This is a genomic window from Halorubrum gandharaense (assembly GCF_054654575.1).
The window spans coordinates 1,097,867-1,111,146 of sequence record NZ_BAAIET010000002.1; the positions used below are offsets into that span (position 1 = coordinate 1,097,867).

At 68.9% G+C, this 13,280-nt stretch carries 9 protein-coding genes; 6 read left to right on the forward strand and 3 right to left on the reverse strand.

Features of this window, described 5'->3' with window-relative positions; genetic code table 11:
- Nucleotides 1-379 precede the first annotated feature (379 nt).
- Nucleotides 380-3,199, reverse strand: coding sequence for an ATP-dependent helicase (locus ACYQ07_RS14580; RefSeq protein WP_459882839.1), 2,820 nt, complete (start codon nucleotides 3,197-3,199; stop codon nucleotides 380-382).
- Between the two features lie 366 nt (nucleotides 3,200-3,565).
- On the opposite strand from ACYQ07_RS14580, the gene cmk reads away from it, so the two are divergent.
- A complete protein-coding gene (gene cmk / locus ACYQ07_RS14585; RefSeq protein WP_459882840.1) occupies nucleotides 3,566-4,180 on the forward strand; it encodes a (d)CMP kinase in 615 nt (204 codons plus the stop codon).
- Nucleotides 4,181-4,207: 27 nt separating this feature from the next.
- Here cmk and ACYQ07_RS14590 read toward each other — a convergent pair whose 3' ends face one another.
- Nucleotides 4,208-4,798, reverse strand: a complete 591-nt coding sequence (locus tag ACYQ07_RS14590) for an NAD(P)/FAD-dependent oxidoreductase (RefSeq protein WP_459882842.1) — start codon at nucleotides 4,796-4,798, stop codon at nucleotides 4,208-4,210.
- Between the two features lie 135 nt (nucleotides 4,799-4,933).
- Here ACYQ07_RS14590 and ACYQ07_RS14595 point away from each other — a divergent pair, with 135 nt between their 5' ends.
- The 5 genes from ACYQ07_RS14595 to ACYQ07_RS14615 all read left to right on the forward strand — a co-directional run bounded on the left by ACYQ07_RS14595 (nucleotide 4,934) and on the right by ACYQ07_RS14615 (nucleotide 11,109).
- On the forward strand, nucleotides 4,934-6,550 hold the full coding sequence (locus tag ACYQ07_RS14595) for a S8 family serine peptidase (RefSeq protein WP_459882843.1): 1,617 nt from the start codon (nucleotides 4,934-4,936) through the stop codon (nucleotides 6,548-6,550).
- Nucleotides 6,551-6,752: 202 nt separating this feature from the next.
- Nucleotides 6,753-8,468, forward strand: a complete 1,716-nt coding sequence (locus ACYQ07_RS14600) for a thiamine pyrophosphate-binding protein (RefSeq protein ID WP_459882844.1) — start codon at nucleotides 6,753-6,755, stop codon at nucleotides 8,466-8,468.
- Between the two features lie 926 nt (nucleotides 8,469-9,394).
- Nucleotides 9,395-10,213 carry a ParA family protein gene (locus ACYQ07_RS14605; protein WP_459882845.1) on the forward strand — a complete coding sequence of 273 codons (819 nt, stop codon included), beginning with the start codon at nucleotides 9,395-9,397 and terminating at the stop codon, nucleotides 10,211-10,213.
- Complete coding sequence (locus ACYQ07_RS14610) at nucleotides 10,206-10,643, forward strand: DUF7970 domain-containing protein (protein ID WP_459882847.1); 438 nt, start codon at nucleotides 10,206-10,208, stop codon at nucleotides 10,641-10,643. Before ACYQ07_RS14605 ends, ACYQ07_RS14610 begins: the two co-directional genes overlap by 8 nt.
- Nucleotides 10,644-10,755: 112 nt before the next feature.
- Nucleotides 10,756-11,109 carry a DsrE family protein gene (locus ACYQ07_RS14615; RefSeq protein ID WP_459882848.1) on the forward strand — a complete coding sequence of 118 codons (354 nt, stop codon included), beginning with the start codon at nucleotides 10,756-10,758 and terminating at the stop codon, nucleotides 11,107-11,109.
- 47 nt (nucleotides 11,110-11,156) lie between these two features.
- Here the strand turns inward: ACYQ07_RS14615 and ACYQ07_RS14620 are convergent, their stop codons facing one another.
- Nucleotides 11,157-13,091 carry a rhomboid family intramembrane serine protease gene (locus ACYQ07_RS14620; protein WP_459882849.1) on the reverse strand — a complete coding sequence of 645 codons (1,935 nt, stop codon included), beginning with the start codon at nucleotides 13,089-13,091 and terminating at the stop codon, nucleotides 11,157-11,159.
- Between the last annotated feature and the right edge of the window lie 189 nt (nucleotides 13,092-13,280).

Sequence of the window (13,280 nt, forward strand, 5' to 3'; positions counted from 1 at the left end):
AGCCGGTACCTTATAAGCGAGTTGAGCCGTTTAAGCGGTGAACACGACGGCAAACACCTCCAAAGCCCCAGCCGGCTCCGGTCGAGGGTTCCGGAAGACGTTCCGGCTCGCTGCGCTCGCGGGCTGCGACTTCCGTCGTCCCGGACCACGGGCGAGACGGTCGGGGCCGTCTCGCTGTTTCCCGCCTGCGGCGGGAACGGCTGCCCCTTTGAGTCCCACCCGTCCGCACCGCAACCGCACCTCACGCCTCCCCAGCCTCGGCAGACGGCCGCCGGCGGGAAACCGCTCCGCCGGCGACCGCTGCCTCCCTCGCGCTCCCCTCGCGCCTTATCAGGCGCTCGGGGGCGCGCCACCGCACTTATGTCCCCCGTCTCTCGCCTCACTCCTCCTCTATCGCCTCGGTGACGCGGGCGTGGAACTCCTGGAGGACGGCGGACTCGTCGTCGGCGAGCACCACGTCGGAGTCCACGAGCGTCGCGAGTCCGAACGAGAGCGGGGACGGGGAGTCGACGGTGTGGTCGTGGACGGCGATGTCGCCGTCGCGCACGCCGGCGAGCACGTCAGCGATGGCGGCCACGTCGAGTTTGTCCTCCAGCAGTTCGCGGTACGTCTCCTCCATCACGGCGAACTCCTCGAGGTCGTCGGCGAGCCCGAGTAGGGTCTCGGCGGACACCTGCTGTTGGGCCGCGGTCTTCGTCGTCCCCTTGTAGTTCTTCAGGATCATCAGCGACCGGGTGGCGTCGATCCGGAAGTAGCGCTTCAGCAGGTCCGTGCCCTCCAGCGCGTCCCGCATGGTCTCACGGACGGTTTCGGGGTCGATCTCACGGAGGATCTCCGCCACCTCCACCTTCCGGTTGAGCGGGATCGCGAGCGAGAAGCCGTTGTCGGCGACCGCGACCGCCACGTTGGCGTCGGTTCGGTTCGCACATTCGGCGGCGACCAGCCGCGAGAGCCCGTCGTTGAACCGCCGGCCGTAGGCGGTGTGGACGTAGAACCGCCGGCGGTACGCCTCCCGGTCGAGCTCCCGCTCGACGACGATCCGGTCCGGCGTGGGGACGGACTCCGGACCGGCGTACGCCACCTGCTCGTCGTACATCCGGACGAGGGCGCGGACGGCATTCTCGCCGAGGGGCAGATCACGGAGCCACGCGCGGGCCGCGGGTGGACCGCCGTCTTCCAGCCGATCGAGCAACTCGGCGCGGAAGCGAAGGGTCTCGCGTGCGAGGTCGTACGACAGCGGCAGCCGCTCGGCGTACCAGGAGGGGACGGTCGGCCGGCGGCCCGTCCGGTCGACACGCACTTTCGACCCGCGGCGGTACCGGAACGCGAAGCGCTCGCCGCCGAGCGCGAACACGTCGCCGGGTTCGAGGGTGTCGAGGTACGCCTCGTCGAGCGTCCCGACCCACTCGTCGTCGCGGGTGTACACCGCACAGCTGAACGAGTCCGGGATGGTGCCGACGTTGGTCATGTAGATGACCCGGGCGAGCCGGCCGCGCTTCCCGACGAGCGTCTCGCCGACGGGGAACTCCTCGTGGTGGTGCTCGCCGCCGGGCTCGTCGTTGGCGTCGCGCCACACCTTCGCGTACACGTTTCGCTCCTCAAGTCCCTCGTAGTCGGCGGTGAGGTAGCGCATGAGCCGCTCATAATCGTCCTCGTCGTAGTCCCTGTAGGGGTGCGCCCGCCGGAGCACCTCGCGGACTTCACGGTCAGGGCGGATCCGGTTGATCGCCATCCCGTACACGTGCTGGGCGGCCACGTCGTGGGCGCCCGCCGGCAGGAACACGCGGTCGACGAATCCCGCCTCCGCCCGTTCGAGCATCGTCGCACACTCCACCAGCTCGTCCCGATCCAGCGCAAACACCCGCCCCTCGACGGTCTCACCCGGGCTGTGGCCGGCGCGTCCCACCCGCTGAAGGAGGGCGGCGACCGACTTCGGCGAGCCCACCTGCACCACCAGGTCGAGGTGGGGCATGTCGATGCCGAGCTCCAGACTCGTCGAGGTGGTGACCACGTCCAGCGAGCCGTCCTTGAGTCCCTCCTCGACGCGAGTCCGCTGGTCTTCCGAGAGGCTCCCGTGGTGACAGCCGGAGTTGGACTCGTCGTAGCCGTCGCGCTCGCGGAGGTCACGGAGCACGCGCTCGGCGCCCGACCGGGAGTTGGTGAACACCAGCGTGTTGTCGTGGGATCGTATCAGCTCGTCCAAGCTATCATAAAAGCGTTCGCGGACGACGGACCGGGGCGTGTGGACGAGGTCGGCCGCCGGCGTCCGGAGTTCGAGGTCGAACTCCCTGACGAAACGGGTGTCGACCACCTCATATGGCCGAGGTTCGAGCCCGTTAGGGTCGCCGATCTCCCCCGCCGTTCGCTCGCGCCCGACGAGGAACTCCGCCACTTCGTCAAGTGGTTCGACGGTGGCCGAGCAGCCGATCCGCGTGGGTGAGTCGTCGGCGAGCTCCTCCAGTCGCTCCAGCGAGACGGCGAGGTGGGTCCCGCGCTTGCTCGCCGCCAGCGAGTGGATCTCGTCGACGACGACGTACGCCACCGACCGGAGCTTCTCGCGGAACTTCGGCGAGTTGAGCAGGATGGCGAGGGTCTCCGGCGTGGTGTTGAGCACGTGGGGCGTCTCCGACAGCATCGTCTGTCGGTCGTATGAGCTCGTGTCGCCGTGTCGGATCGCCTGCCGCACGTCCGTCTCGTGGCCGTCGGCGGCGAGCTCGTCGGCGATGCCCGACAGCGGCGCTTCGAGGTTCCGGGCGATGTCGTTTGCCAACGATTTCAGCGGCGAGACGTACAGACAGTACACCGCGTTCTCGAGCTCGCCCGCGCGCTCACGACGGAACAGGTCGTCGAGTACCGCGGTGAACGCCGAGAGCGTCTTGCCGCTGCCCGTTGGCGAGGCCACGAGGCTGTTGACGTCGTCCGCGACGTTGGGGATCGCCTTACGCTGTGGCGGCGTGAAGAACCCGCCGTTCTCGCCGACGTACGTCCCGAACTCGTCGGCCCACCAGCGCTGCACGGCCGGGGACAGCCGGTCGAGCACGGCGGCGTCGGCGAGGGGGACCGTTTCGGGATCGAAGTCGACGGCGTCGGGGTCGACGCGCTCCACGAGGAGGTCGCGGGCGCGTGCCGTGGCTGCGGTCTCGTCCGAATCAGCCTCCGTCGTGGGGTGTTTGCCGTCGCGCTCGGGGGCGTCGCTCACTGACGGAGAGTGGGCCGGGACGCGGAAAGCGGTTGCGTCGGTGCGTCGGAAGTCGGGAGTGCGATGCGCACAGACCCGTACACATTTTCTCGGTGCTCTCTGCCGAGAGGGGCCGGCAACCGAGTGCTCCCCGCCCTGACAGCCGTTCTGCATGACGGCTCTCGGTCGACGTGCACCATCGGTGACCGTGTGTTTGGCGTGGACCGGCGCCCGGTCTTCGCGCCGGTGGCGGGATTCCGATCGTAACCGGCATTCCGTCCAAGCGTTTCCACCGCACTCGGGTTTGGAAGTCGTTCGGGACGGACCGTTCATCACGTCCGTCAAAACCCTCCCGTTTAACTCGTCGGCTGCCGACCACGAACGCGTATGCCCGCCGCCCCGGACACCACGGAGCGTCGTATCGAACGCAACCTGTTTATCACCGTCTCCGGCCCGCCGGGCTGTGGCGCGACGACGCTCACCGAGGGGATCGCCGACGCGCTCGACTGCGGCTACGTCTCCGGCGGCGAGCTGTTCCGCGAGATCGCCGCCGAGCGCGACATGAGCCTCTCCCAGCTGATCGCCAAGACGGGCGAGACGGAGGAGATCGACCGCGCGCTCGACCGGCGTCTCCGACGCATCGCGGAGAAATGGGGCGCCGCCAACAAGCCGTTCGTGCTCGAATCCCGGCTTGCCGGGTGGATCGCCGGCAACCGTGCCGACGTGCGGATCTGGCTCGACGCGCCCGAGGACGTGCGCGCCGACCGGACCGCCGGCCGGGAGGAGATGACCTCCGAGATGCAGGTGCGTGAGGTGATAGAGCAGGAGCGGTACGAGTCGTACTACGGCATCGACCTCGCGGACCGCTCCATCTACGACCTCGCGATCAACACCGGCCGCTGGTCGGCCGACGCCACGCTGGCGCTCGCGCTCACCGGCATCCAGGAGTACGATGTCGAACACGACGAGGGGTCGTTCGAGACCCCCGAGTTCGAGGTCTAAGTTCGTCTCAGTCGGCCACCGCCGCGATTACGCCGAGTCGTCGGCGATCTCGCCGAACACGTCGGCGGCGGTCGCCGGCGTGTCGAAGTCGTGGTAGTGGTCGCCCTTCTCCTTCGTGAGCACGTCGAGCGCGGCGGCCGCGCCGTCGCCCGCCGCGATGACGGCCTGCCACTCCTCCTTGCGGGCCATCGCGCCCGTGGCGTAGGCGTTTGCGACGCTGGTCTCCGTGTCGAGTCCGACGCTCACGGTGCCGTCGTCGTCGAACTCACAGCCGAGCGCCTCGGCGAGGTCACGGTTCGCGCCCGTCGCGAGAATCAGGTAGTCCGCGTCGTACTCGCCCTCGGCCGTGGTGACGGTGAAGCCGTCCTCGTTAGCCGCGACCGCGGTGGCCTCCTCACCCTGTTTGCGGTCGACGCCGAAGTCGTCGACCTGCTGGCGGGCGGTCGCCACGAACTCGCTCCCGCCGACGGAGCCGACCCCCGGGTAGTTGAACAGGTGTGCTTTGTGCATCCAGGTGTCGTCGCCGTCGAACAGGACCGTCTCCAGCCCGTTTTTCGCCGCGAACAGTCCAGCGCTCAGTCCGGCCGGTCCGCCGCCGACGATAGCTACGGTTGCCATACCAACAGTTCAGCCGCCACATAGTAAGGTGTGGCGACGGCGGTATTCCACGTCGGAGACCTGCGGAGGTCCTCGTCAACTGTTGGTCGGTGTCCACGTGGGAATCTATTTGCCCGACCCACTCTACCGCCCCGTATGAACGGTCAGACGCGCCGAGGTCGTGCCGGCGGCCGGCGGCGGTCGGTCGTGGCGGTCGCGGTCGTCGTACTCCTCCTCGCCGGGTTCGGCGCGGCCCTCGTGGGCGCTGTTCCGGTCGGTGCGGCGGTGGACACGGCGAACGACCCAGACGCCGCAAACGCCGCGGACGCCTACGACGACCCGCTGGCGAACGAGTCGGGACCCGTCGAGGTGATCGTCCGATTCGACCCGCTTCCCGATCCCGAATCGGCGGCCGAACCGGTTGCGGAGCTTCAGGAACACGCCGACGATGAGCAGGCTAGCTTCGAGTCCTTCGCTGGCGATCACGCCGACATCACCGTCGAGACCGAGTTCTGGCTGGCGAACGCGATGTTGGTGACCGTCGATGCGGACGAAGTCGACACTGACGATCTCCTCGCGGTCGAGAACGTCACCGCGGTCCACGAGAACGTGAGAGTCGAGACGCTCGACACGTCCGGAACCGCCGCTGTGAACGACAACGGCTCCGCCGGCGCCGTCGAGAGGACGCCGACGCAGTCACGGACCACCGACGGGCTGGACATGGTCGGCGCGCCCGCGGTGTGGGACGCCCACGACGCGCGCGGCGAGGGCGCGACCGTCGCCGTCATCGACACGGGTGTCGACCCGTCCCATCAGGACATCGAGCTGTCCGGGTGGGTCGCCTTCAACGATGACGGCAACGTCACGAGCACCGACGTAGCGGACGCGACCGACCCCGACGGCCACGGCACCCACGTGGCGGGCACCGTCGCCGGCGGGGACGCCTCCGGGACGCACATCGGCGTCGCTCCCGGGGCGACCCTGTACGGCATCGACACCTTCGGCGAGGACGGCGCCGCGACGTTCGCCGCGGTCGTCGCCGGCATGGAGCACGCCACCGCCGACGAGGAGGTCGACGCGCTCCAGATGAGCCTCGGCGCGAACGGAACGTTCTCCGGGTTCATCCGCCCGGTTCGTAACGCACGAGCCGCCGACAAGCTCGTCGTCGCCGCGGCCGGCAACGACGGCCACGAAACCTCCTCCTCGCCGGCGAACGTGTACGACTCGCTTGCGGTCGGTGCGGTTCGGGCCGAGCGCACCGTCGCCGGCTTCTCCGGCGGCCAGTCGATCAACCGAACCGCCGCCTTCCCCACCGCGCCGGCGGAGTGGCCGGAACACTACGTCGTTCCCGACGTGACCGCCCCCGGCGTCGCGATCCCGAGCGCGGAGGCGGGAACGACTGACGGCTACGTCGAGTTGCAGGGGACGAGCATGGCGGCACCACACGTCGCCGGCGTCGCCGCGCTCGCCATCTCCGCCACCGACGGCAGAATCACCATGGACGAACTCCACGAGATCCTGATCGACGAGGCGGTTCATCCGCAGGGCGCGAGTCAGCCCGACGACCGATACGGTCACGGAATCGTCGACGGCGAGGCCGTCGTCGAGGCGGCGCTGGAAGCCGCGCCACCCACCGAGACGCCGACGGAGACGCCAACCGCGATCGACCCCTCCGACAGCGCCGACGATGCACCCGGATTCGGCGTGGTTCCGGCTCTCGCTGCGCTCGCCGTCGCGCTCGTCGCGCTGTCGGCCCGGCGACGGCGAGAGTAACCGGAGGAAGGCGACGGCTCGGGTGGTGGGTCCCGCTCCGACGACCCTCGATAAACATCATTCCACGATATACAATCTCTCGGTGGGCCACGACACTCCAGCGCGTCGCGCCGCTCGGCGCACTTCGGCGGCGCATTTCGCTGGCGCAGCCCGCCGGCGCGTTCCACGGTGGTTTCAAGGGCTGGAGCGTCGACCACCGCGCATGGACGGACACGAACCCGCTGCCGACCAGCCGCCGACCGTGGGCGAGGCGGTCGTCGACCGCCTGCTCGCGGGCGGCGTCGACACCGTCTTCGGGATCCCCGGCAAGCAGACGCTCCCGCTCAACCGTGCGCTCGCCGACCGCGACGCCCGATTCGTCGTCGCGCGCCACGAGACTGCCGTCACCCACCAGGCGTGGGGATACGCGGAGTCGTCCTCGCCCGGTACGATGGCGGCGACCGTCGTCGTCCCCGGCCCGGGAGACATGAACGCGATGAACGGGCTGAAGAACGCCCTGAACGATAACGTCCCGATGGTCCACATCGCCGTCGAGACGGAACGTGACGTGCGCGGCGGCGACGGCATCCACGAAACGCCGCCGGACACCTACGACAACGTCGTCAAGGAGAACGTGCTCGTGGAGTCGGCGGCCGGCGCGGTACCGGCCGCCGCCGAGGCGATGCGCACCGCGCGCGAACATCCGCAGGGTCCGGTCCGGGTGGGGATTCCCAAGGACTTCCTCGCAAGCCGCACACCGCAGGCGGCGGTCGGCGACCGCGAGGTCGCGCCGCCGCCGCCGGCTCCGGAGTCTGCGGTATCCGACGCCGCCGACCTGCTCACGTCGGCTGATTCGCCCGTGGTCCTCGCCGGCGGCGGCGTCCGACGATCGGGGGCGAGCGACGCGCTCCGGGAGGTGGCCGAGTTGCTCGACGCGCCAGTGGTGACGACGTACAAGGGTAAGGGGACGCTCCCAGAGACCCACCCGCTGTCGGCGGGGGTGCTCTGTGGCGGGGCCAGCACCGAACTCCGCGACCTGCTCTCGTCGGCGGACGCCGGACTCGTCGTTGGCTCCGATCTCGACGCGGTGGCGACCGCGAACTGGTCGGTCGAGCTCCCGGACACGCTGGTCCACGCGACGCTGTCGGGCGACGACGTGGGGTTCGGCTACGACACCGACCTCGGCATCGTCGCCGACGCGGACCACTTCCTTCACGCGCTCGCGAAATCGCTTCCCGAACAGCCGGCGCGCGGCGAGGGTGGTGAGGGAAGTGGCGACGGGAGCGGTCCGGCCCGAGCGGCCGCCGTCCGAGAGGCCGACAGCGAGCGGTTCGCGGCGCTCGCGGAGGAGCGGGACGCTGACGAGCCCCTCCGATCCGTGGAGGTGCTTGCGGAGGTGCGCGACGTGCTCCCCGCGGAGACGATCGTGACGGCTGACGCAGGGGGATTCCGCCTGTGGACGCTCGTCTCGTTCGCGGCGATGGGGCCCTCATCGTACGTCAACCCCGGGTCGTGGGCGACGATGGGGACCGGGCTCCCCTCGGCGATCGGCGCGAAACTCGCGAATCCGGACCGCGACGTGGTCGCGCTCACCGGCGACGGCGGGCTGATGATGTGCGTCCACGAGCTCCACACGCTCGCGGCGGAGGGAATCGACGTGACGGTGGTGGCGCTCAACAACGACGACTACGCGATCATCAGCGAGGAGGCCGAGCGCTCCTACGGCTTCGAGCCAAGCACGTACGGCTGGGCCGACGCCGGCCTCGACCTGACGACCATCGCGGAGGGAATGGGTGTTGCCGCCGATCGCGTGACCGACAGAGAAGAAGTTGCGCCCGCCGTCGACGCCGCACGCCGCAACGAGGGACCATCGCTCGTCGAAGTCGTCACCGACCCCGCGGAGCCACAGGCCAGCGAATGGATGCGCCGAGAGCGGTAGTCGCCGGGCTCCTTGGCGTGCGGTGATCGGCGGGCTCCTTGGCGTGCGGTGATCGGCGGGCTCCTTGGCGTGCGGTGATCGGCGGGCTCCTTGGCGTGCGGTGATCGGCGGGCGGTTTCACGATGAGATCTGCGGAAACTGTCAGCTACCAGCTGATCCGAACCTGCCCGTCGCAAAACGTGCGTTTTGACCGATGTCGGGAGTACGTGTATCAGGTGAGGGGATGTGGGGTTTATCAGTGGGGCGGCGGTGGTGTTGTGAGTCGTTTATAGTGACTATTTGAGTGAGTACGGCGACAAACACCTCCAAAGCCCCAGGCGGCTCCGGTCGAGGGGCTCGCTGCGCGCGTTGCAGGGCGTCTCTCCGCACAGCCCGACGCCCTGCACGTGCTTACGTCGCCCGTCGTCCCGGACCACGGGCGAGACGGTCCGGGGGACCGTCTCGCTGTTTCCCGCCTGCGGCGGGAACGGCTGCCCCTTTGAGTCCCGCCCCGCACCCACAGCCTCAGCCCTCCCCAGCCTCGGCGGGCGGGCCGCCGCGGGACCGCTCCGCGGCGGCCCGCCGCCTCCCTCGCGCGCGTTTATCGCGCGCGCCGACCGCAGCCGGTGTTTAAAAGGAGAGCAGCGGAATCGTTGATGGTCATTTACAAGTAGTCACCGATGACGCTGAGTGAAATACTCACTCCCGACATCAATCGTGGTGGCCTTTTGAATCGGAACGACCGCGAGCCTAACACCCTGCAGGGCTCAAACTGTAGAAATTTCACAAATTCTAAAATGTGTAAATTTTCTAAACAGCTCGAACATCCCACCGATCGCACCCGTCTCACGAATCTTCAAGTGTACCGACCGTGTGGAACTCCACGATGCGGACACAGACAGACCGACGGCGGGCGGCCGATTCGAGCCGCTCGGAGGTGTCGTAGCGTGGGCCGGGCAGTGAGCGTCTCGCTCCAGAAGGGCGGCGTCGGGAAGACGACGCTCGCCATCAACCTCGCGGACGCGCTCGCCGCGCGCGGCAACGAGGTGGCGCTCGTCGACCTCGACCAGCAGGGCAACGCCACGGAGGGCGTCGGCCTGAAGGACGCCTACGAGGGCGCGGAGCCCAACATCGGAGACGTGCTGAAAGAGGACGACCCGATCGAGGTAGGCGAGGTCGTTCACGAGCGGGAGTCGTTCGACGTGGTGCCGGCACACGTCGACCTCGACGAGACCGAAGAGCGGATCCGCAACGCCACGTTCGGCATGCTGTGGGTGCGCCGTCGGGTCGTCGAGCCGCTGCGTGAGGAGTACGACTACGTCGTGATCGACTCGCCGCCGAGTCTCGGGCCGCTCTCGGACGCGTCGCTCATCGGCGCGGGCAACGTCGTCGTCCCGCTGTTGATGAGCGAGCCGAGCGTGAGCGGCTTCGAGCGCATGTGGGAACACCAGTTCCAGCCGATCAGCCAGGAGGTCGACCTCGAACTCCTTGCCATCGTCCCGAACGACCTGTCGGGCAACAACGAGGAAAAGCGGATCATCGAGGACCTCGAGGAGTCGCCGTTCGCGGACCGGCTCCCGTCGTTCGCGCGCTCCACGGAGTTCGACGACGCCGACTCGCCCGGTCCCGGAATTCGCCACCGGATCGCGTTCAGTCGGGCGTGGCGCGAGGGGCAGACGCTCCGGGAGTACGACCCGGACAGCGATATGGTCGACCGGCTGGACGAACTGGCCGCGGTCGTCGAACAGGGGGGCGTCGATGCCTGACGAGAACCGCTTTAGCGGGATCGGCAGCGCTATGGACGCCGAGGATTCTGACGAGGGCGCCGCCAATGAGGCTGCCGCCGAAAGGTCGTCATCCGCGACGGAGTCGCCGCCAGCTGACGACGCCGATCGGAACTCCAAAAACGACGACGAGCAGTCCGCCGGCGGGCCCGCGGACGGCGAGGCGGCGAGCTCGACCCCGCTCGACACGCCGGCGTTCGCGTTCGAGCAAACGGGTGCAAAGAGCCTCTACCTCCGGTCGTCGACGGTCGACGTGCTCGACGATACGGAGTTCGAGGTGGAGGCGGTGCTCAGACGCGAGCACGACGTGCGCAACCTGACCGGGCGCGAGTTCCACGACGCCGCGGTTCGCGTGCTGGCGGACCACGCCGACGAGATCGCTGAGCGCGTGGTCGACGCGCGCGAGGAGTAGGGAGTCGACTGGCGTCGTACCGGACTCGCTGCTCGCCGGCGATCGTCGGTTGTCCGTCGCGGACACACGCACGCCGCCCTTTTAACCGCGCAAGGAGCGAATCGGGAGACAGATGACGAAAGCAGCCATCATCGTGTATGCCGGCACCGAACAGGCGTCCGACCTCGGCCGTGTCGTGAACGCCATGGAAGCCGTTCGCGAGTTCGACGAGGCGGACGACGACGTCGAGCTCCTGTTTGACGGCGCCGGCGTCCAGTGGGTCGGGGAGCTCGAAGACGCGGACCACGACTACCACGACCTCTACACGTCGGTCCGCCAGCATGCGGCGGTGTGTGACTACTGTGCGAGCGCGTACGGCGTCGACGAGCCGGTCAACGCCTCCGGGCTTGAGCGCGCCGACGACTTCGACGGCCACCCGAGCATCCGCGATCTGGTTGCGGACGGCTACGAGATCATCACGTTCTAACGCCGCAAACGGCGTTACCGCTTTCCTGCGCTTTTGAGGAACGTTGCCTACTCGCGAGTCGCGACCACGACTGCCGAGCCGTCGTGCTCGACTATCAGCCGATCGGCGGCTCCATCTTCTTCGCCCTCGGCAAACCGGAGTTCAAACCCGTCGAGGACCGCGACTTCGCCCGCAGCGGGCACCGGCACTTCACCGACCGGCTCCTCGCCGTCACCCTCGAACGCTCGAACCAGGAACCCGTCCTCCCCGGGGGCGACCGCGAACTCGTGTCCTGCGAGTCGAGCGTCGGCGCGCTCGGGGTCACCCACGTAGGACCGAACGGTTTCCTCGTCGTGGGTCAGGTCGACCGCGTACGCGGTGTCAGCGCCCGGTACCGTCCACCCGACACGCTCGGCCTCGACGGTCTCGCGCCAGCCGACGCCGCCGACCACGACCGTGGCGTTTCCGTCGTGTTCGAGAGCGGACGGGCGTTCGGCAACGGTCCACACTTCGCGGTCGTCGCTTGCCACGACCACGCCGTCACTCGTGGCGTTAAACAGGTCTAGGCCGCCGTCGTCGACCGCGAGCGACTGGCCGGCGGGTTCATCGGCAACGTACGCAACGGTGTAGTCGCCCACCTCGACCGCCTCGGATTCCTCGATGGTCGGGTCGTCGACGACGACCAACCCGTACGCCGCCATCGGGAGTGAGAGCAGCAGGGTGAACGCCACAAGCGCCAGCACGGCGGCGTCCCGACGGGTCGTCGGGCCACCGTCTCCACGACGTGAGAGCAGCGTCGGAACGACCGGCAGTGCGAGGACGATCGCGATCGCGCCCGCGAGGATCGCCGTGAGCACGACCGCTTCCTCCATTGCAGCGGCGGCGGCCACCGTCGCAAGGGTCCCGATGAGGACGATCGCGAGCCACGCGGTGAGGAGCGCGTCCGCGATCCCCTCGACCCGCCGTTCGGTCTCCTCGTCGTCGGTCCGCACCAGACTCGTCCAGAGCGGACGGTCACTCCCGCCGGCGGCCACCGCCACGGCGAGCGTGAGCCAGACCAACATCGTCACGCCCGCGCCCCGGTACATGACGAACTCCTCGCCGCCCCCGCCGGCGACCAGCCACACCGACTGGACCAGTCCGACGAGGAAGACGGCGGCCGCTACGTGAACCGGGTTCGGGCTCCGGCGACGCGCTCGGAGCAGTCCGATCGCGAGCAGCACCCCCACCAGAAAGCCGAGGAGGTGCGCCTGAAAGCCGACGCCGGCCCACGAGGGCGGCGCGGGCGCGCCGCTTTCGAGCGTCTCGCGGACGACGGGATTCGTCAGCGCCGAGAACAGCGTCGAGACGCCGGCGGTGACCAACACGCCGAGCGCCGCCCAGAGGGGCTTGGCGACGACCGCAAATCCGATGATCCCGTACAGCGCGCCCGAAAAGCCGATCCCCGGCCCGAGCGCGAACGCGGACGTGAACAGCGCGAGAGCGAACAGGACGCTGGGGAAGATGACGAGTGCCCGGACGAGGGGGCGGTCGCGAAGGCGTGTCGACGGCTCGGGCCAGAGTTCGGGGTCGATCTCGTCGTCTCCCGGCCCGGCGTGGCCTCCACCCCCTGCCCGGCGTTCAAACGCCGAGCGACCGCCGGGATAGTGGCTCCAGACGTACTCGGCGATGGGAGCGAGCACCAGCGTCCCCGTCATGTTCGAGACGATGTGGCCGGCGCCGCCGTGGCCGATTCCCGCGGTCAGGGTGCCGAGCGGGTAGAAGTACGACCACGAGACGAACGCGTACACCACGGGCGCGTCCGGATGCCGCAGACCACTCTGGGCGAACAGGTAGAAGGCGACGACGACGGCGACCGTCGCCAGCGTCCCGAGCGGAACGCCGGCGACGAACCGCTCCCGGAGGCGCTTTTTGAGGGTACCGCGGTCGACGTGCGCGAGTGCGAAGACGGCGAGCGCGAGGAGACTCGCCGCGAGGGCAATCTGTGTTGGGGAAACCGGCATCGTGGTGTGGTTCGAACCGGGCACCCAAAGGCGTGACCGTTCGGCCGATTGGTGGTCGAGAGTGGGACGGATACCCTGATTCTGTATCGCGCGTTGTGGTTTATCAGGGGCCGGTCGCCGTCGTCACATCGGAGCTCCGACTATCGGGCACGAAAGCCCGGTGCGACGCCCGCAATGCGGCAAACGGTG